This window comes from Tengunoibacter tsumagoiensis (assembly GCF_003967535.1).
GTDB lineage: Bacteria > Chloroflexota > Ktedonobacteria > Ktedonobacterales > Ktedonobacteraceae > Tengunoibacter > Tengunoibacter tsumagoiensis.
On sequence record NZ_BIFR01000001.1, the window covers coordinates 1,362,831 to 1,386,687 of the forward strand.

General features: G+C 49.7%; 19 protein-coding genes. 10 read left to right on the forward strand and 9 right to left on the reverse strand.

The annotated features are described in order from the left end of the window. Nucleotides 1–140: 140 nt before the first annotated feature. The 8 genes from EL628_RS05410 to dnaB form a co-directional block, all read right to left on the reverse strand. The gene (locus EL628_RS05410) at nt 141–998 is read right to left on the reverse strand and encodes an SDR family oxidoreductase (RefSeq protein WP_126578938.1); all 858 of its coding nucleotides are present in this window, start codon (nt 996–998) and stop codon (nt 141–143) included. A gap of 162 nt (nt 999–1,160) precedes the next feature. Continuing rightward, nucleotides 1,161–2,879, reverse strand: coding sequence for a hypothetical protein (locus EL628_RS05415; protein ID WP_126578940.1), 1,719 nt, complete (start codon nt 2,877–2,879; stop codon nt 1,161–1,163). A 61-nt stretch (nt 2,880–2,940) separates the two neighbouring features. After that, nucleotides 2,941–3,711, reverse strand: coding sequence for a class I SAM-dependent methyltransferase (locus tag EL628_RS05420; RefSeq protein ID WP_126578943.1), 771 nt, complete (start codon nt 3,709–3,711; stop codon nt 2,941–2,943). Further along, nucleotides 3,708–4,601: an HAD family hydrolase gene (locus EL628_RS05425; RefSeq protein ID WP_126578945.1), complete on the reverse strand. Its 894-nt coding sequence runs from the start codon at nt 4,599–4,601 to the stop codon at nt 3,708–3,710. The genes EL628_RS05420 and EL628_RS05425 overlap by 4 nt, the downstream gene beginning before the upstream one ends. Nucleotides 4,602–4,824: 223 nt before the next feature. Further along, nucleotides 4,825–5,478, reverse strand: a complete 654-nt coding sequence (locus tag EL628_RS05430; RefSeq protein ID WP_126578947.1) for an ATP-dependent Clp protease proteolytic subunit — start codon at nt 5,476–5,478, stop codon at nt 4,825–4,827. Nucleotides 5,479–5,754: 276 nt separating this feature from the next. Then, nucleotides 5,755–7,503 (reverse strand): ATP-binding protein, encoded by a 1,749-nt coding sequence (locus EL628_RS30300; protein WP_218028874.1) that lies wholly within the window; start codon nt 7,501–7,503, stop codon nt 5,755–5,757. Continuing rightward, nucleotides 7,491–8,240 (reverse strand): DnaD domain-containing protein, encoded by a 750-nt coding sequence (locus EL628_RS05440; RefSeq protein ID WP_126578949.1) that lies wholly within the window; start codon nt 8,238–8,240, stop codon nt 7,491–7,493. Before EL628_RS05440 ends, EL628_RS30300 begins: the two co-directional genes overlap by 13 nt. Before the next feature lie 12 nt (nt 8,241–8,252). Further along, nucleotides 8,253–9,593, reverse strand: coding sequence for a replicative DNA helicase (gene dnaB / locus EL628_RS05445; protein ID WP_126578951.1), 1,341 nt, complete (start codon nt 9,591–9,593; stop codon nt 8,253–8,255). 891 nt (nt 9,594–10,484) lie between these two features. Here dnaB and EL628_RS30485 point away from each other — a divergent pair. The 3 genes from EL628_RS30485 (at nt 10,485) to EL628_RS05460 (ending at nt 13,194) form a co-directional block, all read left to right on the forward strand. Continuing rightward, on the forward strand, nt 10,485–11,420 hold the full coding sequence (locus EL628_RS30485) for a peptidylprolyl isomerase (protein ID WP_126578953.1): 936 nt from the start codon (nt 10,485–10,487) through the stop codon (nt 11,418–11,420). A gap of 185 nt (nt 11,421–11,605) precedes the next feature. Beyond that, complete coding sequence (locus tag EL628_RS05455) at nt 11,606–12,118, forward strand: peptidylprolyl isomerase (protein ID WP_126578954.1); 513 nt, start codon at nt 11,606–11,608, stop codon at nt 12,116–12,118. A gap of 221 nt (nt 12,119–12,339) precedes the next feature. Continuing rightward, entirely contained in the window at nt 12,340–13,194 is an 855-nt protein-coding gene (locus EL628_RS05460) for a hypothetical protein (protein WP_126578956.1), read from the forward strand. 126 nt (nt 13,195–13,320) lie between these two features. Here the strand turns inward: EL628_RS05460 and EL628_RS05465 are convergent, their stop codons facing one another. Then, on the reverse strand, nt 13,321–14,286 hold the full coding sequence (locus EL628_RS05465; RefSeq protein WP_126578958.1) for an RpnC/YadD family protein: 966 nt from the start codon (nt 14,284–14,286) through the stop codon (nt 13,321–13,323). Nucleotides 14,287–14,574: 288 nt separating this feature from the next. Here EL628_RS05465 and EL628_RS05470 point away from each other — a divergent pair, with 288 nt between their 5' ends. The 7 genes from EL628_RS05470 to EL628_RS05500 all read left to right on the forward strand — a co-directional run bounded on the left by EL628_RS05470 (nt 14,575) and on the right by EL628_RS05500 (nt 23,783). After that, nucleotides 14,575–16,320 carry a sensor histidine kinase gene (locus EL628_RS05470; protein ID WP_126578960.1) on the forward strand — a complete coding sequence of 582 codons (1,746 nt, stop codon included), beginning with the start codon at nt 14,575–14,577 and terminating at the stop codon, nt 16,318–16,320. Further along, nucleotides 16,313–16,969 carry a response regulator gene (locus EL628_RS05475; protein ID WP_126578962.1) on the forward strand — a complete coding sequence of 219 codons (657 nt, stop codon included), beginning with the start codon at nt 16,313–16,315 and terminating at the stop codon, nt 16,967–16,969. Before EL628_RS05470 ends, EL628_RS05475 begins: the two co-directional genes overlap by 8 nt. Nucleotides 16,970–16,992: 23 nt before the next feature. After that, on the forward strand, nt 16,993–18,111 hold the full coding sequence (locus EL628_RS05480; protein WP_126578964.1) for a YCF48-related protein: 1,119 nt from the start codon (nt 16,993–16,995) through the stop codon (nt 18,109–18,111). Nucleotides 18,112–18,278: 167 nt separating this feature from the next. Next, the gene (locus EL628_RS05485) at nt 18,279–21,347 is read left to right on the forward strand and encodes an ABC transporter permease (RefSeq protein ID WP_126578966.1); all 3,069 of its coding nucleotides are present in this window, start codon (nt 18,279–18,281) and stop codon (nt 21,345–21,347) included. A 20-nt stretch (nt 21,348–21,367) separates the two neighbouring features. Next, nucleotides 21,368–22,513 carry an ABC transporter ATP-binding protein gene (locus EL628_RS05490; protein ID WP_126578968.1) on the forward strand — a complete coding sequence of 382 codons (1,146 nt, stop codon included), beginning with the start codon at nt 21,368–21,370 and terminating at the stop codon, nt 22,511–22,513. Continuing rightward, nucleotides 22,506–23,204 (forward strand): ABC transporter ATP-binding protein, encoded by a 699-nt coding sequence (locus tag EL628_RS05495; protein WP_126578970.1) that lies wholly within the window; start codon nt 22,506–22,508, stop codon nt 23,202–23,204. The genes EL628_RS05490 and EL628_RS05495 overlap by 8 nt, the downstream gene beginning before the upstream one ends. Nucleotides 23,205–23,327: 123 nt before the next feature. Continuing rightward, on the forward strand, nt 23,328–23,783 hold the full coding sequence (locus tag EL628_RS05500) for an ester cyclase (protein WP_126578972.1): 456 nt from the start codon (nt 23,328–23,330) through the stop codon (nt 23,781–23,783). Nucleotides 23,784–23,857 lie beyond the last annotated feature (74 nt).

The window sequence follows — 23,857 nt, forward strand, 5'->3', positions numbered from 1 at the left end:
TGGATCTGGATTCAATTTCAATGAATGTGGAACCGCTTTGTTCACTATACGTTAAATGGTAGGGTTGGGTTTCTTTCTCAGACAAATATCCAGGCCCCTCACAGCTCATAGTTGTCAAGAATGTCTTTGTAAGAATGTACTTATAGTGTAGCGCCGGTTGTTCCCATAAGTTGAGCGCGATAATGATGGGCAAAATCTTTGACTGTCAGGGGAGGTCGGCCCAGGAGTTCTGCGACAGTTGGCGTGATGCCAGCGGCCAGACCCAACATGGCGGTTAAGTAGATGCCTGACATGACAAGAATAAAGGGCAATGGTGTCCCTTTCTTTCGCTCATGGAGAAAGAACTGGATGGTTGAGGGATGGGCATAGGCTATGGGGTAGCCAAGCTCTTCGGTAAAGATTCTGGCAACTTGATAGTAATCGAGGGCCTCGCTACCGGTCAGTGTATAGGCTTTATTCTGATGACGATCATCCATAAGGCTGATGGCACCAACGGCTCCAATATCGCGGACATCAATGAAGCTTGTCTTGCCTTTGCCAGCAGGTACGTAAATGCAATGTTCTTGATAGAGCTCTTTTGCATGTTGAGTAAAAAGATTTTGCATAAAGAAACTGGGACGCAGCATTGTATAAGGGATGCCCGAGGCGATGATATATTCTTCAATTTTGGCATGTGGAACGACTTTATTCTTCTCGACTCCCATCAATGATAGAAAGACAATATGTTGAATGCCAGCCTCTTTGGCTGCCTCGAGCAATGGCAGGAAAACCTTTTTTGCATCGGCTATCTGCGGTGGACGAATCAGAAAGAGTTTGGTGATGCCTGTAAAGGCTGGAAGAAAGGTTTCCGGTTTTTCAAAATCGAAGTAGACCTTGTGTGCTCCTGCGTCGGCAGGCCGATGAGTTGTGACACGAAATGCGACATTGTGTTCTTGTAAATAAGCAGCAACTTCGCGTCCAACATTGCCGCTTGCTCCAGTAAGTAGTATTGATGACATATTATGTACCTCTTGAGAGTGAAAACTACAAATTCAGTGTATGCTAGTTTTATAGTAGCATGATTTACTTGCAAAGTCCTGGCAATCGCCATCACTGTGATAGTATTGTGATCTTCTCTTATCTTCATCTCTCCGTCAGTCTTCTTCAAGAAGCAAACACCATCACTGCTTGCTGGAGCCTCGTCTAATCTGTTCCATACCCTCTATCCAGCCAACGAGGTGCAGACCCAAAGAGGGTTTGAGCGATCTCATGATTCTTTTCCCTACCGAGGAGCGCAGGCCGGGGCGTGCAAACAGATAAAAGTGATACATGAAGGATTGTCTGCCCAATTGGAGCCAGGCAGTGATCCAGCCCAGAATCTCAGCAAATGAGAGCGTCTGAAGGGCCAGCGTATAGATTTTGCGGTAATAGCCAGGAGTTGCCAGGACAATCCGACTATAATTCAACCAGCCAACACGATCTTTAAAGAACGCATTGGTGATAGGCTCTCCAAGATCGTTCAAGACGCGACAAAAAACATTGAGTGTCTCGTTTACCTGCCAGGCTGGTTCTTGTGAGGCTGGTTTCGCGATCATGAATTTGCTGAAAGCGCGAGCAACAGCAGGAACGGCCTCGGAGGCGCGAATACGATTAAGCTCCTGAGCGCTGAGGCAGTTGCTCTGAAGGGCAATCTGAAGCAGCGTCGTAATGCGCCGAAGGTTGCGCACATATGAGCCAAAGCCGCAGAAGGTAAGCGGAGATTGGAAGGCCGCAGCATCTCCCAGTGAGAGAACGCGATCATACGCCAGCACCTTTTGTTCAGGCTCCCAGGGAAGCTTTATGTTGTAGCCCGCAGGAATGAAGCCATAGACTGGTTTAAGAACCTCAACGTCGCTGGTATCTTTATATGTTGGGAGCAGGGCAAAGAAATCATCAAAAAGCTCAAGAAGATCTACACGTTGACCTGCTTCAGCATAATAAAAGAGATAGATTGCGACCTGATCTTCACGCCCTGGAAAGGCCTCCCAGATTAATTGGCGACCTTTATTGGCATCCTCAGTGGAGACCAGCACCTCACCCAGCGTTGGATCAATCTCTAATGATCCAGTTCCTTGACGATAACCGCGGGCAACTGTTCCAACCGTTGGGCAGACAAGAGAAAATGGGCGTCCACAATTAAGCTGGCAGGCAATGGGGGAAGTCGCGCCCATCCCATCGATGAGGAGGCGAGCTTGATAGCTTTGAACTTCGCCACCATTGTCCTGAACATCAACCGTTACCCTCATTCTGGGTTCCACGGCACAGCGCATAAACGTTGTTTGATGCAGGATCAGATTAGGCTGTCCATTCTCTGGAGCATGAGACTGGATTTTTTGGAGGCAGAGTGCAGTAAGCTTCTCTGCATCGACGGCGATATTCAGTACATCGGTAAGATAGAGTTCAGCAGCAGGAACGCGAATATTTTGAGGAGCAAAGCGCACTAATCCAGAACTATATTCGCGCTGAATAATGCTTTCCAACTCTTGTTCTGTTAACAGTCCAACATCGAGCAATTCTTGTAGCTCTTCGCGTGAGATATTCCACTCTCGATGAACGGCTCCAACGGTAAAGCGATCAAAGACCAGCACGCGGAGACCATAACGAAGCGTCATTACAGCAGCATTGAGGAGATTAAGGCCTCCACCAGCATAAATAATATCAAAGGTTCTGGAGGTATCCACAGCCGGTCGCTCCTCATTGACAACCACCTCTGCATACTGGCGCTGTGCCCCTGGCATATTCTGCCAACTGCGGTTGAGATCTTGCAAACGTTGAAGATGAAGCTCACCTTGAGGAATGAGGTCAAAGGCATGGGCCAGGTGAGGATACTGTTCGGCAACCTGCTCAATATCTGTCTGCATATGCGATAAATCTTTCAATTCTTTGACAAATAGTATCATGATTGAGATACAGATATGGTTATCAGCGAGATTTTTCGCCAATAGTGAGATAGACCTCCCAGCGCCGGCTGCGCACCCGTTCCGAGCGGCGGACCAGACCATTCTGCTCTATTGGTATGAGGCGTCCAAACCATGCAGCGGGTAACTCTTCCACGATAATTCCTTCTTTCTCTTCCTGCCTGCTGGTTAAGATCTGTTCTTCTGCGGCGGGCCCCTGACGGCTGCGTTGAACCTCTTCACGGAGAGATTGTTCTTTGCGAGGACCATAAAGTGCGCGTGAGCCATAAACAACAAGCTGAATCAGGACCAGAAAAGGTTGGAGATAGCCAACAGGTAAAAGATTTGCACCCTCAATAATAATTACGCGCCCACCGGGCCGAAGCACTCGTTCGATCTCAGCAATTGTTGCTGGATCATAGATGTATTCAGAGGGAAATGTGCTGACAACGGTATCGAATGTTTGGTCGGAGAAAGGAAGCTGCTGGGCTGACCCCTGAATAATGCATTCGGGTCCGATCAGATGGCGTTTTTTTAGCGTTAAACGGGCTGCCTCAACCATCTGTGGCGAGCGTTCTACGGCCTGACAATGATAGCCCGCTGCAAGCATATCGGCCAGCAGATCGCCCAGACCACATCCCAACTCCAGAATATCCTGTCCAGCGAGTCGGCTGAGCACTAATCGTTGCCAGACGCGCCATTGTCCGGCGAAAGGGACAGTGCTGGCAAAGCGATAGAGGTAACGATTTCTGTAGAGTGTCTCAAATAAGAGCTTGCGAAGATGGGGAGTCATCATATCTCTACCTTTGGAAAGAGCTCAAGCAGCTCGCTCAAATGCTCAATAATCACATCAGGCTGAAGTGGATGAGGATGGGGCAGGCCATATTTGTGCTCTTCCACCTGTTTGTTGCTTGCAAGTAGTTGTTCAGGTGGAATGGCTTGTTGACCAGAGTCAGCGCGTAGCTCTGCATAAAGTCTGGGAGATGGCTTCCAGACACTATAGATATTCAGGCGTTGTGCACCAGCAATATCGGCTCTTAGCGAATCTCCAATCATGACAGCCTCTTCGGGGGCGACCTCAAGCGCTTGTAGGGCATACTCAAAGATCCCAGGATGTGGTTTGCGTAGACAGAGATCGGCGGAGATAGCCATCTTCTCTGGCGCAAAATAGGTGAGGAGCCCCATCTGTTTCATTCCATCGATAAAGGGTTGCCCTCCCCAGTGGCGATTTGTCACGATTCCAAGGAGAAAGTTGCGCTCCTGTAGAACTGTAAGCGTAGAGTGAACATCCTCAAAGAGGACACGAGAGGCAGCGATAGGAATGCGAAAAGCCTCAAACAGCTCCTCTGCCAGCGGGCGGGGCTGTTCAGGAAGGCCCAGTTCTTGTAAGGCGAGATTTGTGCCATAGGCAAGATCAGGCTCACGTTCCTGAGCAGTCTGTGCCAGAATACGAACATGTTTCAAAATCATCGTGCGTAGATGAAGACTTAGCTTGACCTGATCCACTTGCTCAAGCTGTGCAGGCGGAACCCGTTCGCGCAACAGAGCCAGGGCGCGCTGGTGGGCTATCTGCTCTAAGGGTAACAGCATCTCCTGCGTTGTCGAGCTCCAGAGCGTTTCGCCGCAGTCGAACAGGAGACAACGAAGCTTGCGGCCCGTAGGGGCCCGGAGAATATGTGCTGGCAAAGGAATTTTCTCCTTTTACTGATCTCGTACTCTCGTAAGAGAGAGACAAAGAGACCAGGGAGAGGGCCGCGTTCATCTTTCTTCACAAAGAATGAACACGACCTTCTCCCTGGTGTAACAAGAAAATCTGACAGCCAGACCTGAACGGCTGAACGACGTAGAACGAGCAAGGCTGGCTGTAGCGCGCGAGATACTCCCTGTCATCCAGGCGACATGCCCGTAGTTATTTCTCATCGCCTGAGGTCAAGACCTCATCGACCAGACCATACTCAACGGCCTGTTGGGCGGTCAAGTAGTAATTGCGGTCCGAATCCTGGAGGATGCGCTCAGTCGTCTGACCGGTATGTTTCGAGAGAATCTCATAGAGGCTACGGCGCAAGCGCAGAATCTCACGAGCGGTAATCTCGATATCGGCGGCCTGGCCCTCAGCGCCACCCAGAGGCTGGTGAATCAGAACAGTCGCATTGGGAAGTGCATAGCGTTTGCCAGCCTGACCAGCGGCCAGAATGACAGCCCCCATACTCATCGCCATACCCATACAAACGGTTGAAACATCTGGACGGAGATACTGCATTGTGTCGTAGATAGCCAGACCAGAGTAGATAACACCGCCGGGGCTATTAATGTACATGCTGATATCTTTGGTTGCGTCTTCACTTTGCAGATAAAGCAACTGACCAACAACACTATTCGCAACCATATCATCAATGGGAGTCCCAATGAAAATGATGCGATCTTTTAACAGGCGCGAGAAGAGGTCCCAACCGACGGTACCGCGAGGTGTGGTCTCGACGACATTCGGAATAATTCCGCGTGGCTCCAGAAACTCGCGGGATTCCTTAATCCATTTTGGATCGCGCGGATTGTAAATGCTCATGTTTGCTCCTTCTTATCTATCGTGATCTACTCCTAATCCTTGTCTAAGGAGATAAACCGTCAGCAAAAAATGAATGTGCAGAAGAAACCCACAAATGGGGGACGTTTATAGACATGATAGCACTTGGAAGATGCGAGTGCAAGAAAGCGCCAGTTATTGCGTTGTTGAAGATGAGACCGATCATTTCAGATGCGCTGATACCCATCTGGAATGATCGGTTTTCATGTATTGTTTTGTAACGGATATAGTAGATAGTTGTGCGCCTGTGGCCTGAGATTACCGGCGGCGCGGCTGCCTTGGGCGAAAATCATGAGCCTGATTCATTGCAATGCTTACAACCAGGCTGGTATCGCTTAAGCGGGAGCGAATCCGTTCGTCCACTCCTTGTATACCGCGTGGATTAGCAGTAATGACAGTTGGCATACTCATATTATAGCGATAGTTGAGGAGCTGGAAGAGCTTCTCGTTGGCCCAGGGAGAGCTCTGTTGTGCGCCGAGATCATCAAGCACCAGAAGCTCGGCCTCACGCATCTTAGCGAAGAGCTGATCATAGACCTCATTGGCAGTGGGAGCAAAAGCGGCTCGTAAGTGATCCAGGAGATCGGGGACGGCTTCAAAGAGCACGACGGCCCCATCGTCCAGGCTTTGATTAGCGATTGCAGCTGCAAGATGCGTCTTGCCACAGCCATTGGGTCCGACCAGCATGAGCCAGCCATCGGGATTTTCTGCAAAATCGATGGCTGCATGAAATGCTTCCCGCACCCCTGGGATAGAGGCATTGAACGTCTCAAAGCTCTGATGATGGAAGGCATCCAGATTCGACATATCGCGCAACTGTTGGCGGCGCTTCTCTTTGCGCTCCGTCTCTTTACAGACGCAAGGGATGGGTTTGCCAAAGTTGGGATGACCATATGCAACATTGACGCGCAGATAGCCAGCTCCCCGACATTGGGGGCAGCCCGGGCGTGCGGCTGGAGCGGCCAGCGGAGGCTCCAGCACAGGCTGATCCATATGGCGCTCGCGAGCTGCCTCAGTCAGGGCTCGTGGATTCAGCGGTTGGGTTACGCGCTGGGAATAGCGCTGGAGATCCGGCGTTTGTGGTTGCACTGGTGGGAGTAGCGATGGTGGTGTCATATGAGGTGAAGTCGTCGTCACCCGATAGGCACTCAGATCGCGCGGATTATGAGTGGGACGGATCATTGGACGTTCCACTTCAGCAGGAACTTGATAAGATGAACGAGCCTCGGCAACGACATTCATATCCAAACGAACCTCGGCACGCTTATAGACAATCACATCTTTATCTTCTTGCTCCCAGTCGCCATAGCCCATGCCAATATTGTCATCCTCCTCCTCATCCCATTCTTCAATCGCATCAGCATGAGGCGCATGAGAGGCCCTGTTGGCACTCGAAATTGCAATAGTATAATCGTCGGCAGAAGTATGAGTGGAATTATTCGTTGTATAGTATGAAGTATTCGCATAATTTGTCTGATAATCAGGCGTAGGATAATCATTCTGACGCTCAGGAGCTGTGCGAGGTTGAAGTGGTACTATAGCATCCTGTGGTAAACGTGAATGCTGGTAGGGATCGGCAGAAGGCGAGCGATAGGCCTGCTGGTGACGTGGGTAGGTAGGGTGATTGGCTCCACTCTCAGTAGTGCGAGCGGTTGGTCTATACGTTGTGTGATTGGCTCCACTCTCAGTAGTGCGAGCGGTTGGTCTATACGTTGTGTGATTGGCTCCACTCTCAGTAGTGCGAGCGGTTGGGCCATAGGTTGGACGTGGATCTGTCTGGCGTCCAGGCTGATTCTGTGCAGGAGAGAGAGGCTGAGTTGGATATTTGCGCATAGGGGTATAGCCGGGCTGATCCAGATGTGCTCGCTGCTCATTCAGCATTCTGCGGGTAATAGGTTGTTGGGATTGAGGAGCCCGTGGACCCAGATTCGACGTGCTCTGGGATGGTCGCTGCTCAGGTGGGCGACGTTGGGGCTGCCTCCCCATAATATCATTCAGGCGTTCCATGATTGCCGACCTTCCGTTTCCCAGCGCCGTAAAATAGCGCTAATATAACTCCATTTGCGTTTATTCTGCTGGATGGCCTCTCGAAAGGCCGCCTCAATCCAATCCGCTGGATAATGATCAGCGGCATCGCGAAGATCATCTGCAATAAGTGGTGATAATAAACCGATATTCTGTTCGTATAGCACAAAGATATTGGGTCGTTCTCGTTCAACCTGGACAGTTGGTGCAGGCTCATAAGGTATAGATTTAGCATACACCCCTGCTACAACGGCCTGCTCGCTCTCTACAGCTACTGTTGCGGGCTCGGGTGTCAGTAAGCGAACTGGAATCATCTCTCCGCCTTCTAGTTCTGTAACGACTTTGCGACTGCGAGCGGTATTAAAGAAGTACCAATAGACCACTGAAGGATCGCTATCTGGTTCTTGAAAATGTTTGAGATGGATGCGAAGGAGCGTCCCCCGCACCACGGCCTGTTCCAATCCCTGGCGCAAGCGTTCAGCAATTGGGCTAGGATCGCCGCGACGTTTGAGGCTTCGCAAGAGAATCTGGTCACTGATCAGCTCTCGATCACTGATGCAGCGGGGGTTCCCCTGTTTATTCGCCAGGGCCCAGAAGATATGAAGAGTGACTTTTAGTTCGGCATAATCTTCAATATCAGGTAAAACTTGCGTAAAAAAGACCTCAGGAATCGGGACAAATGGATTTTTGCCGGTTGGAAATCCGGTAAAGGCTGTCATACAGGTACACCTCTATTCTTCTTCTGCAGGTGGCGAGACCTCCAGATCGCAGAAGCGTGTCTGACTGGCCTGGAAAAAGAGACTGACCTCGCCAACGGGACCATTGCGGTGCTTAGCAACAATGATATCGGCGATACCTTTGCGCTCAGTATCGGGATTATAGACTTCGTCGCGATAAATAAACATGACGATATCGGCATCCTGCTCGATAGAACCGCTTTCACGAAGATCTGAGAGCTGTGGAACTTTAGATGTACGGCTCTCTACAGCGCGAGAAAGCTGTGCCAGAGCAATGACCGGGACATTGAGCTCACGGGCCAGCCCTTTCAGGTTACGGCTGATCTCTGAGATCTCCTGGACGCGGTTCTCATTGCGTTTGCCGCCGGCTGACGACTGCATAAGCTGAAGGTAGTCAACGATAATAAGATCGACTCCGTGTTCGGTTTGCAGACGACGGGCTTTACTGCGCATCTCCATCGTTGAGATGCCAGCCGTATCATCGATCCAGATATTGGCTTCGGAGAGCGTGCCCATAGCATAGACAATACGTTCCCACTCCTCATCCTCAATCCAGCCTGTACGGAGCCGCTGCTGATCTATCCCTGCATCCATAGAGAGTAAACGTTGAACCAGCTGCTCTTTACTCATTTCCAGACTAAAGACCGCGATTGACTGTTTATGCTTGATAGCTGAATTATGGGCCAGGCTCAGAGCAAACGACGTTTTACCAACGGCGGGTCTGGCGGCCAGAATAATAAGATCGGAGCGCTGGAGGCCACCTGTCATGCGATCGAGATCAGTGAAGCCGGTTGGAACGCCAACGATGGCCCCGCGTTTCTCATGAAGCTGGTCCAGCTTGGCCATATAGTCACCCAGAAGCTCACCAAGGTTCGAGAAATCGGCTCGAGCATGGCGCTGCGTGATATTGAAGATGAGCTTCTCTGCCTTATCCAGAGCCACCTCAGCATCCCCCTCTTCATAGGCCACTGCTGCAATCTGACCGGCTGCGTGAATCAAACGGCGTAGAATCGCTGTCCGTTCAACGATACGCCCATAATATTCCACGTTGCCACTGGTCGGTACCTGATTGATCAGAGACGTGATATAGCTAGCGCCCCCCACCTCTTCCAGCTTGTTTTTCTGCTCTAATTCATCGCAGATCGTAATAAAGTCAGCAGGCTCATGCTGTTCATAGAGCAAGAGGATCGTTTCATAGATACTGCGATGGGCATCACGATAGAAGTCCTCGGGCACCAAAAAGTCAGCCACCTGCATAATTGCTTCTGGATCAATAATGATGCTACCCAACACCCCACATTCGGCCTCTATATTTTGCGGTAATAGTTTTTCCACGTCTTCTACTCCAGCACCTACACGCTTGGTAGCTGTGTGCCTCGTGCCTCATGCCTCTAAAAGGCCTTGCTAGTCTTCCTGGTTTCCGAGCGCAATCAAGAAAAAATGACTTCTGGTCAAGCAAAAAAAGAGAGCATCACAAATCAGTAAAGAGCTTGTCAAAGGCAGCCGGTAGAAGAAAATAAGAAAGCAAGGGAGAACAGAGCGAACTGTTCCACCGGCTCTGGATTTGTATGCTAACAAGAAGCATTATAGCATAAACTTGCACATACGTTCGATAATCTAGCCCTTCGCAAGCCTGCATAGAAGCATCGTGAACTACTTTTTTTCTGCGCCAATACTCCTGATGATATCCTACTCAGTCCCAAAAATGCGCAACAGGTTCCTGTAAAATAGAAATTGGAGGCACCTGTCTGGGCCAGATGGTCAGGGCATGCGTCTCTTGGGATGATTAAAGATGGTCTGGTACGATCTCGTGTTTACAAAGTGTACACGAAGAGGGGGCTCGAACGCAAATCCTTTTCGCCGCTTGCTTTGTGGATAGAGAGAGCTATCAGGGGGGGAGAAGGGAGGAAAAAAGCGACTTATCCCCAAATATGGGAGACTTATCCACCGTATATGCTGAGTTATCCCCATTTATCCACAAAGTTATCCCCAGACTTATCCACTGTACTTAAATGTATCAAGCCAAAAATTGCTCATAATCAGGAAAAGAGGGGGGGAATCATGGGCTATTCAGGGTCTTTTGGCGGGAAGACAGGCTCTTATGGCTGAGTTGCCTGGCTGTTAGATTTAGGACTTGACCATAAGAGGTAAGAGGTTTATTATAAACCAATAACTACACGAGCTTGAGTCAATCGTGTAAGAAAAAGGAGCATCGATTAAAAGATAATGCCAAAGACAACAAAACGCGCAGCAACGAAGCGTGCAGCACGCGTTGCCAGAGCGCATGCCAGCGATTATCAAAGACCGGAGGTCAAAGATCCTACTGCACGTCGGCGCTCACCGGGCTACAAGCCCCCTGCTCGTGGGATAGCACGCTACCCCTGGGCCACCGGGATTATCGTGGCTCTGATTGCATTGGGGGTACTGCTCTTGTTCCTCAATCACCTCTGGCCTTTTACCTATCTTAACCATTCGACGGTGACAAGCACGAAGCCTGCGACCACAAACAGTGCTACGCTGCGCACTGGTGCTTCGCCCTGTACGGACTCAGCTATTTTAAGCAAGATCACAGCCAGTGGGAATGCACCTACGACAGATGAGTTCAATAAGACGACCCATTCTTATCCTCAGGCACCAGCGATGAGCATTGATAAAAACAAGCTGTACTGTGCGGGTCTGAATACCAACCAGGGACTCATTGTGGTGGAGCTTGATCCAAAGATCGCTCCTGAGACAGTCAATAATTTTGTCTTCCTGGCAAATCATCAGTATTATGATGGTACCATCTTCCATCGTGTGATCCAGGATACTCCTGCAAATGCTGGACAACTGCACATCATCCAGGGGGGTGATGCTCAGTATGTGAATCAGCCAGACAAACTTGGTCAGGGGGGTCCAGGCTACAAGTTTAACGATGAGCCAGTGAAGGGCGAGTATGTTGCAGGCTCGCTAGCAATGGCGAACTCTGGGGCGAATACCAACGGGAGCCAGTTCTTTATCAACGTCACAGACAACAAGACATTGCCGAAGAGCTACAATCTCTTTGGTCGTGTTGTGCAGGGAATGGATGTGGTAAAGAAGGTTGAAGGGCCGAACGAAAACGATAAAAACACGAAGGCCAACACAACTATTGGACATGTTGTGGTCGTTCCTGCCTCTTAATAGGCCCTCAGGTTCTGTTGATATGCTACAATAGAGTGTCAGCATCTTCAGCGGAGGCGCGAACAGAGAATGCATGCAATTATTGAAGCGCGTCATATCTGAAGGTCGTAAGACATCTAGACGCTCTTAATCAACAGGGGCGACCGTTACTGGTCGCCCTCTCATATTGAGAAGGAGAACCTTTTATGGCAAAACAATATAGCTCAGCACCTGCATTGCAGCTTGATCCAGCGAAGAAGTACAAGGCGATCTTCCACACCGATAAGGGTGATATCACGGTTGACCTGTTTGCCGCTGAGGCACCAATCACGGTCAATAACTTTGTCTTCCTGGCTCGCGAAGGTTTCTACAATAACACGACATTCCATCGTGTCATTGGTGGCTTTATGGCTCAGGGTGGCGATCCTACCGGGACAGGTATGGGTGGTCCAGGGTATAAATTCAACGACGAGCGCGGTGCGTTGAATCTGAAGCATGATGGTGCAGGTATCTTGTCGATGGCGAATGCTGGCCCCAATACGAATGGAAGCCAGTTCTTCATTACGTATGGTCCTACCCCTCACTTGAATGGCAAACATGGCGTGTTTGGGAAAGTCTCTCAGGGATTAGATGTCTTGAAGAGCATCCGCGAGCGCGATCCCGGTCGCGATCGCAATCCTGGCGATACCATTCACTTCATCGAGATTGTCGAGAGCTAACTCTCTGTCTCTTACAAGCGAGAAGGTGTTCCCTCCAATACATGGAAGGGGCGCCTTCTTTCTTTATGCTGTTCTGCTATGTATCCTTTGCATGTCTGCCCTCTGAATCTTTTTATTCTGTTTATACATACAAAAAATAGATATCTATTGACCATTTTTTATATGTGTTCATTGAGAGAGCTGCTGCTCTCGAAAGAACAATTGAAAAAGGAAAGGAAGCCATGATAAAGAAGGAGTCTAAATGGAGCTGGTGGTATGTCTGGTCTATGGTATTACTCTATTCATGTATCTCCACTAGTGTAGCCAGGGATTGGCATAATTTTCTGTTGCGGTTAGGTGAGATGATTGTAGTATTAGGAATTGGTGTTTTTGAGACATTTTATCGTTTTGGGCTTGATCAGCAGCGTGAGGCAATTGTGCGAAAAGAGCTACAGCCTCCAGTGATAGAACTTTTACCTGTCGATGCTGAGGCTATGCTTCCGCTCAAGTTTCGGTATCGAGCACTGTTGCATGGCTCGCTGGTGATCCTTGCTCCTCTTCTTATTCTGGATGGCATAATATGTTTTATTTTCTTACTATTGGGGCTGGTCTTATGGCAGAGAAAAGACTTTGGGGTAGATTTCGTGCTGATTGCTTTCTTCTTATGTTTTCTTGGTGTTGTTATCTGGTTAATAGTCAGATATTATGCGTCAACGCAATGGATTGAAGCAGATGAACAGGGGCTGACGCTCCGTACATGGTATGGCGAGAGGACGGTGCTCTGGAACGAAGCTCATTTATTTGCCGTTCATAGTGGCTATGCTAAGCCTTATGGGCCTCTATTCACGGTGCCTCATGTGATCTATGAATTGTCATCTTCTCATAAGATTGTTCATTGGGATTGGCAACCAAACAAGAAAAGCTTTTTTTTCGCTCGTATCAAAGGTTCGCACCTGGAATATAACGAGAATATGCAGCAGCTCTTACAGATTATAGCGGCCAGAACACACCTTCCATTGTATGATCTGCGCAATCAGGTAAATTCTCCTAAGAAGGTGAGCGATAGAATAAAACGCCGAGAAGACAGCTCCTCTTAGGGAAGGCCCCCAGTTGGGGTCTTCTGCTCTCCAGTGAAACCCCTTCTGTTTGCTTTGTTGGCCTGGGATGAAGCTTGAGCCCTCCAGGGTTGATGCCTCTCGGACGCTTTTTGGGACTTCCAGGCTCTAAGAGGCGGGTTCAGACTCTGTTAAACAACGTCGAGCTTCTTGCTGATCGGGAACTGAAACAATCTGTTCCATTAAATGATGGATTGTTTCGATCTCTGTCAGTTGAGCAACTCTGTATTGGGCCAGCGTAACAAGCTCAGGAAAGCGCATTTTGACGACGAGAATGATCCCTTTCCTGGCTTCTTCCAGTTCCCCTTGAGCCATGCCCTGAGCCATACCCTGAGCCATACCTTCAGCCATGCCTTTGGAGATGGCCTGTGAACGTAATTGTTGAATATATTCGTCTTCTTCAAGTAGTTGTTCAAAAACGTCCATTCTGGCACCTACTTTTCTTTTAATGCTAATCTCTACAGTGGTCGTGCGGTTCAGTATAATTTTGAGCCAGAGGAGACGCTGAGAAAGATCGTTGTCTCGTCCCTGGTAATGTATTGCCAGCTCATCGATTGCTTGTAAGAGCACCTCTGCGGTGGCATTTTGCATTGCTGGTAACAATGGGTACATGCTTATTATATGATGCTGGACATAGGCCTGTGCATCCAATCTGGGAAGTGGTAAGACTTCAAAATCAAACAATAAGAAGGTCTGATCTCGATTACGTTCGATGAGAGGGGTTTCAACAACGTTTGCGGTGAATAGGTAGAGAATCATCGAGTGGACTGGAAGTTTATACTCCACAAAAAGGCTAACGTGATAGATGAGGGTTCGATAGGCAATCTCAGGATCTTCAATGCTTTGAAACTCGAGATGGAGAATCTGTGCTTCGCCGTGGCGGAGAATCTGGTAGGCGCGATCTCCTCGCATAGGAGGGCGGAGGACTTCTGTATCGAGAACTGCAACAAGTTCTGCACCTGGCAGAAGGTGAGGGATAATCTCGGCTGCGTCTTCTTTGAATAAGGCTTTAAGCGAGCTATCATAAGGTAATGGGTTCTTCGATGGGTCTGTATGCTGGTTCTGTTTGGACATGCGTTCTGTTCCTCTCCTCTTCATCAATGTAACCACCCACAACAATAATACATAATTGCCTGTTATTATGGCAATGTATTAGCAAAAATGTACTAAATCAGCAAAACCTCGGCTTCTTAAGTTATCATCAAATGGGCGTGTGTTTACAATATCCCCCATCTGGGGGATATCCATTCGTCTCAATGGGTGTTGTCAGGGCTTGCTGAACCTTTATACTTATCCTTAATGGGCGCTCTGTGATAGGCAGGCGTCATTGCCATTTTGATGAGATAAGTAAAGGAAGCCAGTATGGTGCAGAGACGCAGATTGAGAGGGATTACGACTCAGGTACAGATTCTGCTTCAACTTCTGCTGAGTTTTGGAGTCATCTATCTAATTGCGATCTTTATTGGTCGTAGTCATTTTTATACCGGGGTGGCACTCGCCTATGCTGCTGGTCTTCTTATTACTTTTACGCTCCCGTATCAGGTTTCGATTCTCGAACTGGGTCTTGAGCGCTTAAGCCAGAATCTTCCACTGGAGCCGTTATCAACGCGCTATCGCTGGCCGCTACACCGATTATTTGTGCTGCTGAATAGTCTGGTTCAGCAGAGTAATCTCCCAACTCCTGTTGCGCGTCAGACGACGCAATATCGAGATCAACTTATCGAACAGGTAGGCAAGACGGCGGCACAGGAAGAGCGGAACCGGCTCGCTCGTGATCTCCACGATACAATCAAGCAACAGATCTTTAGCATTGTTGTGAGTGCAGCGGCGATCAGAGCTCGCTGGGAACATGATCCAGTAGGGGCTCGTCGGACGGTAGAGGATATTGAACGGACCGCTCTTGAAGCTCAGGTGGAGATGCAGGCGCTCTTACAGCAGCTCCGCCCGGCTGCATTGGAGAATGTTGGCCTGATCGAATCGCTCCGGATCCAGTGTCAGGCGCTTGGTTATCGAACAGGTGCTGAGGTCAGCTATGAACTGGGCATATTACCAGCAGGTGATCTTTTGCCCCTGGGAGCTCAAGAGATGATTTTTCGTATTGTGCAAGAGTGCTTTGCGAATATTGCACGCCATGCCCGCGCTGAACATGTCTGGCTGAGCTTGTTGCAACAGGATCAGCACCTTCTTCTTGAGATCGGGGACGATGGGCAGGGCTTCTCCCTGGCTGAACAGCAAGAGGGTGAGAAGCATGGGGGTATGGGTCTCTCAAATATAAGAGATCGAACGCTCTTTCTGGGTGGCAGCGTCTCATTCTGGAGTCAGCCACAGCAAGGAACAACGGTACATCTCTCCCTCCCTTTGAGTAAGTCTGTCGAGGTCTCTGATCTGGAAGATATAGTGGCAGATGATAAGATGCAGCGCCTTGTTAAGGCGAGGGAGCGCTGGCTAAGCGTTGGACAATGGATAGTTGAGGCTGGGTCGGCCCTGATTCTCTTGTGTTTGACTCCCAATGTGACGGTTATCTTTCTGGTCGGAGCGCTGATCCTGGCATTGCTCGTGGCCTTAAGAGCTCATGCTTTACGCCTGCCGCTCGATTTACAGTATCGAGCCAGACAGTTATATCGATTAATCCCACGTTTTACCGAGACGCGGCTGTGGGCTGGCTGCGTGCTGCTCACATTGCTCTGGATTGAAGCCTGGATAGCAGATCATAATTATTCGAAGCTCGGTTACAATTTGCAGTGGTTGATGACTGGTTGGGTCGTAGTCACTATCTTTCTTATTGGGCTGCTGCTCTGGCTCTATTGGCGTGCCTATCGACAACAAGAGCTGTACTATAGAGGTTTGAAGATAGAGGTTCTGGAAGAGCGATTGCAGGGAGTTCGTCATCGACTGAGCATAGATGGATTGGCCTGGCTCTGTATGGCAGGCCTTACGATTGTGTTCTGGGTGAGGAGTGAGCTGTTCTTTTTGCCTGGTGAAGAAGGAGGGCGCTGGTTAAGCCTGGGCCTTGTCTGTCTCTGGCTGATTGGCTTGATTAATCGAGGTGTGCATCTGGTTCGGGGAGAGCGCATTCTAGAACAAAAGGAGGATCTGGAATATGAGTGAGCCAACACGTGTAGTGCTGGTGGATGATCATCGCGTAGTTCGACAGGGACTGCGCACCTATCTGGAATCCTATCCAGATCTCAAGATTGTGGGTGAAGCTTCCAGTGGGGAAGAGGTGCTGCGTCGTATTGAGCTCTGGCTACCAGATGTCGTGGTCATGGATCTGTTAATGCCAGGTGGAATCGATGGTGTTGAGGCTATTCGACGCGTCCGACAGCTTACCCCTCACACGCAGATCATTGCCCTCACCAGCTATACGGATGATGCCCGTGTGATTGCAGTCCTGAGGGCGGGCGCGATCGGGTATGTGCGAAAAGATGCAGCTCCTGATGTGCTGCTGGCGGCAGTGCGAGCCGCTGCTCGTGGTCAGTCACTGCTTGATCCTGCGATTGCTGGAGCCGTCATGCAGGAGCTTGGCCGAGGAGAGAAGCATGAAGCCAGCCTGTCCGTACGTGAGCAGGCAGTCCTGCGTGAGCTAGCGCTGGGCCATACGAACAAGCAGATTGCTGAAAAGATGGTCGTGAGCCCTGAGACCATCAAAACCCACGTGGGTAATATTCTGGCCAAACTGCACCTCTCTCATCGCACTCAGGCAGTTGTCTATGCGCTTAAACATGGCATCATCTCTATGGATGAGATTGAATTATAGCTACTGAGCAAGGATAGAAGTTGATGAAAACTTTCTTTACTTCAGGGTTGTTTAAATATCTCTGCTTTGCTCTGCTGGCCTGTACTATTCTCTGGACGCGCTTCTTTTTAGTAACCGTAAATGTTCATTCAGGGTATGTCTTTAATCAGCAATCTAACAAGCATTACAGCCCCAGTCAATGTGTCCTCTTGCCGTCATCGCTTCTTTCTAATCCCCCATATGGCAATGTCTCTCCGCCACTCTCCAGCCTCTATGGCGTAAAGATGTTTTCGGCTGATAATGGGTGGGCGGTCGGCGGGATCTTTGCGCGAAGGGATGATCCTGGTGATAAGGATCTCGTCCATCTTGATCCAGAGAGTGGAAATATTCTTCAATACAGCAATAATAGTTGGCACGATAGCGATAGCGCCCCCCTGCCTCTCTTTGCTCTCTCGTTCTCTTCACCACAGGATGGTTGGGCCGTCGGCTGTCATGGTACGTTGATGCACTATAGCAATCAGAAGTGGCAGAGCATACAGAGTCCAACCACTGCGACCCTCTATAGCGTTGCGATGTTGCCAGATGGATCAGGTTGGGCGGCTGGTACAGATGGAGTCTTGCTGCATTATGATGGGCAGAACTGGCAGCAAGTAGCGAGTGGGACGACAAAGGTGCTCCATAGTATTGCGATGTGGTCAGATGACGAAGGTTGGGCGGTTGGAGAAGAGGGAATGATCTTGCACTATCAGTCAGGGAGCTGGCAAGAAGTAGTGAATTCTTCATCCGCAACCTTGAATGCAGTCACCCTCTCATCAGCGAACGAAGGTTGGGCAGTAGGCGAGCAAGGGACGATTCTCCACTATCGTGATGGGAGCTGGCAATTGGTGAAAAGTGAGATAACGTTTCACTCATCCTATGTCAACCTATTAACGATTGCTATGCCAGACATTCGCCAGGGATGGATCATCGGTGAGGAACAGACGCTTCTTACCTATCAAAACGAGGTCTGGACAGACTTTGCCAGTAAACTCCCCTGGATCTCGCTAGCGCGCTTTTATAGTATGAGTTTATCATCGGGAGATGAGGGCTGGGCCGTTGGTGTTTCCTATGGAGGGGCGTTTGTGGGCCATTATCATCATGGAAAGTGGGATATGGTGCAGTAGTAAGCTCCCCCATCTGGGGGAGCTCTAATCGCCTGCTCGGGTGTTTATTCTCTACCATTCTCCTTCTATACTTCTGATAAGACAGGCAGAAGCGCACGAAATAGAGCCAGGCTTGTCGCTTCCATATGTATGTATAAGATGACAGTTGAATAGAATGGAGTTACCTTATGTCTGCTGGCATTCCCCGGTTACGTCGTCAGGGACTCTGGCGTATGATCCCTTCGATTGTGAGATTGACAGGCTGGCGCTTCAAGCGAACCTGGTTTCTCTTAGTGATGGTCTGGCTCAGCCTTCTGGTCAGTGTCATGCTGGTCTGTGCCATTCCATTATTCTCCCGCGTTGCGATTACCGCAAGTATACGTTCATATGCTCAGACAGTGCGACAGGATAGCGATCTACAAATATCATTGGGTAGTACGCATATCTCGGATCGCCAGATTCAGAATGCCGAGCAGTTTATTGCCCAGCATATGGGTACAACGCTCTCTTCATATATCAAGCCCGGGCCAACGGTACAGATAAGTTCACCAGGACTGCAGCCTGTCTCAGATGATCCAGCAATAAACAGGCAGGTTGTGAACCTACAGGCGTTAGATTCTACAACTGCTGCCAGCCAGTGGCATGTTGTACAGGGACGTTTTCCCTCTGCGAGTGCAACAGAGCTAGAGGTAGCTTTTACCTCTAGTGCGGCCAGAGCATTCAATCTCAGGCCCGGTTCGGTGTTTGAAGTGAGTCTGCCAGAGAATGCAAGTTTTAAAAATTGGCGGCTCTCGGTCGTTGGTATTGCTGATCCAAAGCCTCAGACTGTCCAGGGATCTTCCTCCATCTTGTCAGGTTCAGGTAATAATATAGGGCTAGTCTCCTTGCCAGCCCTCATTGCCAAAGCAAACACAATGACCTTTACCTCCGTGCAGAAGCAGGTGGGAGCGATCTCTCCCACTCAGCAGGTACTGTCTCTTGCAGATAGTCCCCATCAAGAAACAACTGCCTCTTTAGCGCATGCCAGCGTCAGGGGGACGACTGTCGCTCCTCTACACTCTACAGTAGCAACCACTCGAACTCAAAGTGCCTTAAGTCAGCGTATTCCAGTACAAAAATATTCAGGTGGAATAGAAGCCTTTCAGATACAGTATCATTATGCTGTTAACTATTCACAGATTGATGTTGATACAGTAGGTGCTTTAGAGAAAAATATTCAAAAGTTTTCCAGTGGCATTTATACTGATCTTCCACAGGAGATCAGCGATATTCAATATGCAAGCGTTTATGGCGGTTTTTTGGCGATTGAAAGCTTCACTGATAGTACTGTTATTGCGTTAGAGATTACACAGCATTTTCTGCTCTTCTTGCTCTTTGGACTGGCCCTCTTCCTGGTGAATATGTTCTCGCACCTTTTAGTTGAGCAACAGGCTGCTTCAATCGCAGTCATGAGAAGCAGGGGTGCAACGCGCCGCCATGTCTTTGGAATCTTTGTGCCGCAGCTTATAGGAAGCTGGTTGTTGGCGCTGATTGTGGGGGCTTTCTTGACGATTGGCCTGGTGACCTGGTTCGCACAGTTTCTGCTTGCCCCTGAATATCGAAATGCTCTGAACGTGATTACTGATCGTCCAGTGTATGCGATTCAGAACGTGGGCTGGTTTGCCCTGGTCATGGTCTTTGTTACGCTGTTTGTCATGCTTATCGCAGTTTATCGAGCTACCAATCTGAATATATTGACCATGCGTCGGGAGTCGGCCCGTTCGCAGCACGTTCCCTTCTGGAAAAAGTTCTACCTGGATCTGATTCTGGCATTGCTCCTCCTCTTGATCTTCGGTGCCTATCTTTATGTCCTGCACATCTATGCCAATCTGAATGAGCCTCCGGGCACATCTGCTGAAGCATTTGCCATGATAACGCTCTTCGTGCTTGTCTTTGCTGTCTTACTGCTCTTCTTGCGGATCTTCCCGTGGCTATTACGTCTGAGTACAAAATTGGTGGCACGTCGCCGAGGCGCTACGGGTCTGCTCTCACTGGCTCAGATGGAGCGAGCTCCCAGGGTGGCATCGCGCATGATTCTGTTATTAACATTGTCCATCTCGTTATCCAGCTTCTTTTTGACCATGATAGCCACTGAGCAGCAGAATGCGAAAGATACTGGTACCTTTCTGGCCATAGGAGATTTTGGTGGATCGATTACACCAGACCACGATCAGACCTTGAGTAGCCTTCAGAAGACCTATAGTCATATACCAGGAGTCACTTCTGCAACACTGGGATATATAGAAACGAAGGCCAATCCAATTGGTGGTCCTACCACAAGTTTCCAGATTAATGCCGTCGATGCTGATACCTATGCACAGACAGCCTACTGGCTACCCCAATACTCGAAGCAGTCGCTGGCTGATCTCACTCAACAGATGGTCGTGCATCGCTCGAATAAAGATAGGCTTTATGGAGTGGTGAACAGGAGCATTGCAGATAGCTGGGGAGTGTCGCCAGGCTCTACATTTAAAGTTGGTTTACCTGGAATGAATGAAGATATCACTGTATCAGTGCTGGCCATTGCAGATCATCTCCCGGGGTGTAGCACCCTGGATGGAGGAACGGATGAATTCTGTCAGCAAGTGCTGGTGGATTATCAGAGCTATGCCTCCTGGCTTGTTAACAGGGGTCAGACAATCCAGCCCGATCATCTCTGGTTGCGCACAGACGGTTCTGAGACCACTCGTGAACGGCTTCACACACAATTTCCAGATCTGCTTGATCGACAAGATCAGGTCCGTCTCCATCAGAATGGACCTCTGCAAGCGGATATACAGGTAGTCTTCTTCGTAGGGATAGTTCTTTCGGTCTTGCTGGCGCTCCTGGGAACCATCTTCTCGTCCTGGTTAAGTGCACGCAATCGTCTGGCCAGTTTTTCAATTATGCGAGCATTGGGCATGGATAAGCGGCAGGTGAGCATGGTGCTCTTCTGTGAGCAGAGCTTGATCTACTGCTTTGCTCTTATCGCCGGTACAGGGCTAGGCTACCTTATGACCATCTTTGCCTCACCGATTGTTGGACTGATGAATAGATTCCTCTTCATAGACTCAGGCTGGCCAGCGAGAAGCCTGGCAGTGTTACCTGTGATGCCATGGCAGCAGCTCGGAATGCTGTTAGGGATCGTGATCCTCCTCTCAATCGTCGCCTTACTCTTGATGGCGCGAATTGTCTCACATCCTAAATTAGCGCAGGCCCTGCGTCTAAACGAAGATTAGTCTGGAGAAAGGAGAAGGATATGCAACAAGAACTTCTGGTGAATTGTCATAATCTCATCAAGATCTACAAGCAGGCTGATCTCGAAGTTGTAGCTTTACAGGGACTGGACCTTGAGGTTGCTCGTGGAGAGATGATCGCCATTGTGGGAGCCTCTGGTTCAGGAAAATCAACCCTCCTGAACATTCTCGGCGGACTGGATGAGCCCAGTGCAGGAAAATCTCTGGTTGCGGGCTATGATCTGGCTCGCCTCAACGACGAGAAGCGGACGCGTTATCGCAATCTCATGATTGGACATATCTGGCAGCAGAGTGGGCGCAACCTGTTGCCAGATCTGACAGCAGCCGATAATATCAACCTGCCACAGATGTTTAATAGTGTCAGCCGGGCCAGATATCGGAAGAGAACCCGTGAGTTATTAGAGATCGTTGGGCTCTCCTCTATGGCACAGAAGCGGCCTGAGCAACTTTCAGGTGGCGAGCAGCAGCGCGTCGCCATTGCGGTTGCGCTGGCGAACCAGCCAACGCTCTTATTGGCCGATGAACCGACGGGCGAACTGGATTCGGTCACTTCACAGGAGATCATCGCCTTCCTGCGTCAGATCAATCGCGCGTTTGGTACCACCATTATTCTCGTTACCCACGACGTCGCCGTAGCTTCCGTCGTTGATCGGACAATAGCTATTCGCGATGGCCGCACCAGTACTGAGACCATCCGTCGCCAGCTGCCGCAGAATCAGCCGAATAATCCAGGCAGTGCAATCATAGGTCTGCCAGCGGAGACGCACCAGGAGACCATTTATATTGATCGGGTTGGCCTGTTACAGCTTCCAGCTTATGCGATGGAGCAGGTTCCTTTGCGAGGCCGGACCGAGGTCTGCATTATGGATGATCATCTGGAGCTCTGGCCGGCGGGGCTGCTGAGCGATCTCATGGGCTCAGTAGCGCAGGGATCAAGCGCTGTGATTGGACTCTCGGCACGTACTCATCGCGAGACTATCTTGATTGATCGCGTTGGACGGCTCCAACTGCCTAAAGAAGCTATTGAACGGATCCCCTTTGCTGGACGTGCGGAGGTGCGCGTTTCAAATTATCACGTTGATCTCTGGCCCCTTTCGATTGCCAATGCTGGGGTCAGTCTGGAGAGAAAGGAGCCACTTCATGAGTAATCAACTCGCAACCGCAACCGCCATCTTAGAGGCTCTCAATGTGAGTCGAATCTTTCGGACACCTCGAGGACCGCTTCCGATTCTACATCAAGTGAACCTGAGCCTCCGTCCCGGTGAATTTGTCGCCTTGCGTGGTCGATCGGGTTCAGGGAAAACGACGCTCTTAAATATATTAGGAGGATTGGATGATCCTACTGAGGGACGGGTGAGTGTTGTGGGCCAGCCATTGGAGAGCCTGGGCGATCGGGCCAGAGCTGCTCTGCGGCGTGAGCAGATCGGCCTGCTCTTTCAGAATGCGCATCTCTTTCCCAGTCTCACGGCACGTGAGAATATTGAGATTCCGTTGCGTCTGCAGCACCTGAATAGTAAAGAGCGCGAAGAAAGAAGCAAGGAAGTGTTGCACCTTGTTGGTCTGTCAGAGCGAGCCGAGCATCGAAGCTTAGAGCTATCAGGTGGAGAGCAGCAGCGTGTGGCGCTGGCTCGTGCCCTGGTTCATCGTCCTCGCATCTTATTAGCTGATGAGCCAACAGGCAATCTTGACTCCCAGACCTCCCTGAAGATCATGCAACTCTTTCGAATGGTCGTCCAGCAGACCAACATAGCTCTATTGATCGCAACCCATGACGCAGCAGTCTACAATCAGGCTGATCGTGTCATTACCATTCAAGATGGCCATCTGTTGTATAGCTAGATCAGAAGTCGCTTTCATTGGAATCCATCTATATCCTTCCAGCACTGCCAAACGTGTAAAAGGGTAGAGAATATCAATCAGCCCCGAGATGATATGTGTGCTCTACAGAAGGAGAAGATGCGAATGAGAGCGATAGAGACCGTTAAGACGCTCATGGTCTCCTTACAATCTGGAGACCTTGAGCTAGCGGCTAAACATTTGAGTGATACATTTACATTGAGTGGTTTTGCGCCCCGCCCATTAAACAGAGGCGAAGCGCTGGCCTTGCAGAGTGAACTTTTGCGGGCAATGCCAGATTTTGCGTATAATATTCGTGAGATTCGGGCAGATGGAGAAGGTGTTGGCGCCTTTGTAGGCATTACAGGAACCCATACTGGTGAGCTCTCATTGCCAATGTTTGGTCTACCAACCATTCGTGCCACGGATATAGTCGTTACCTTGCCGCAGACCTCTGTCTCTTATCGTGTCCATGACGAACAAGTTGTCGAGATGGTTGTTGATGCCATTGCAGGCGGAGGTATCTCGGGTCTGCTGCAACAGATCGGTTCTGAGCTTCCTCGTATAGGTCATGAACCATAACGCTACAGTTGAAGCGCCATCATTACGTCATTGAAAAAGTTGCCTTGATCTCCCTGCGGTCGCAATGAGGAGAA

Bases quoted from the DNA above. Each gene is read 5' to 3' on its own strand.
- EL628_RS05410 (WP_126578938.1), bottom strand. From the start codon at position 998: ATGTCATCAATACTACTTACTGGAGCAAGCGGCAATGTTGGACGCGAA.
- EL628_RS05415 (WP_126578940.1), bottom strand. From the start codon at position 2,879: ATGCAGACAGATATTGAGCAGGTTGCCGAACAGTATCCTCACCTGGCC.
- EL628_RS05420 (WP_126578943.1), bottom strand. From the start codon at position 3,711: ATGATGACTCCCCATCTTCGCAAGCTCTTATTTGAGACACTCTACAGA.
- EL628_RS05430 (WP_126578947.1), bottom strand. From the start codon at position 5,478: ATGAGCATTTACAATCCGCGCGATCCAAAATGGATTAAGGAATCCCGC.
- EL628_RS30300 (WP_218028874.1), bottom strand. From the start codon at position 7,503: ATGGAACGCCTGAATGATATTATGGGGAGGCAGCCCCAACGTCGCCCA.
- EL628_RS05440 (WP_126578949.1), bottom strand. From the start codon at position 8,240: ATGACAGCCTTTACCGGATTTCCAACCGGCAAAAATCCATTTGTCCCG.
- EL628_RS30485 (WP_126578953.1), top strand. From the start codon at position 10,485: ATGCCAAAGACAACAAAACGCGCAGCAACGAAGCGTGCAGCACGCGTT.
- EL628_RS05455 (WP_126578954.1), top strand. From the start codon at position 11,606: ATGGCAAAACAATATAGCTCAGCACCTGCATTGCAGCTTGATCCAGCG.
- EL628_RS05460 (WP_126578956.1), top strand. From the start codon at position 12,340: ATGATAAAGAAGGAGTCTAAATGGAGCTGGTGGTATGTCTGGTCTATG.
- EL628_RS05465 (WP_126578958.1), bottom strand. From the start codon at position 14,286: ATGTCCAAACAGAACCAGCATACAGACCCATCGAAGAACCCATTACCT.
- EL628_RS05470 (WP_126578960.1), top strand. From the start codon at position 14,575: ATGGTGCAGAGACGCAGATTGAGAGGGATTACGACTCAGGTACAGATT.
- EL628_RS05475 (WP_126578962.1), top strand. From the start codon at position 16,313: ATGAGTGAGCCAACACGTGTAGTGCTGGTGGATGATCATCGCGTAGTT.
- EL628_RS05480 (WP_126578964.1), top strand. From the start codon at position 16,993: ATGAAAACTTTCTTTACTTCAGGGTTGTTTAAATATCTCTGCTTTGCT.
- EL628_RS05485 (WP_126578966.1), top strand. From the start codon at position 18,279: ATGTCTGCTGGCATTCCCCGGTTACGTCGTCAGGGACTCTGGCGTATG.
- EL628_RS05490 (WP_126578968.1), top strand. From the start codon at position 21,368: ATGCAACAAGAACTTCTGGTGAATTGTCATAATCTCATCAAGATCTAC.
- EL628_RS05495 (WP_126578970.1), top strand. From the start codon at position 22,506: ATGAGTAATCAACTCGCAACCGCAACCGCCATCTTAGAGGCTCTCAAT.
- EL628_RS05500 (WP_126578972.1), top strand. From the start codon at position 23,328: ATGAGAGCGATAGAGACCGTTAAGACGCTCATGGTCTCCTTACAATCT.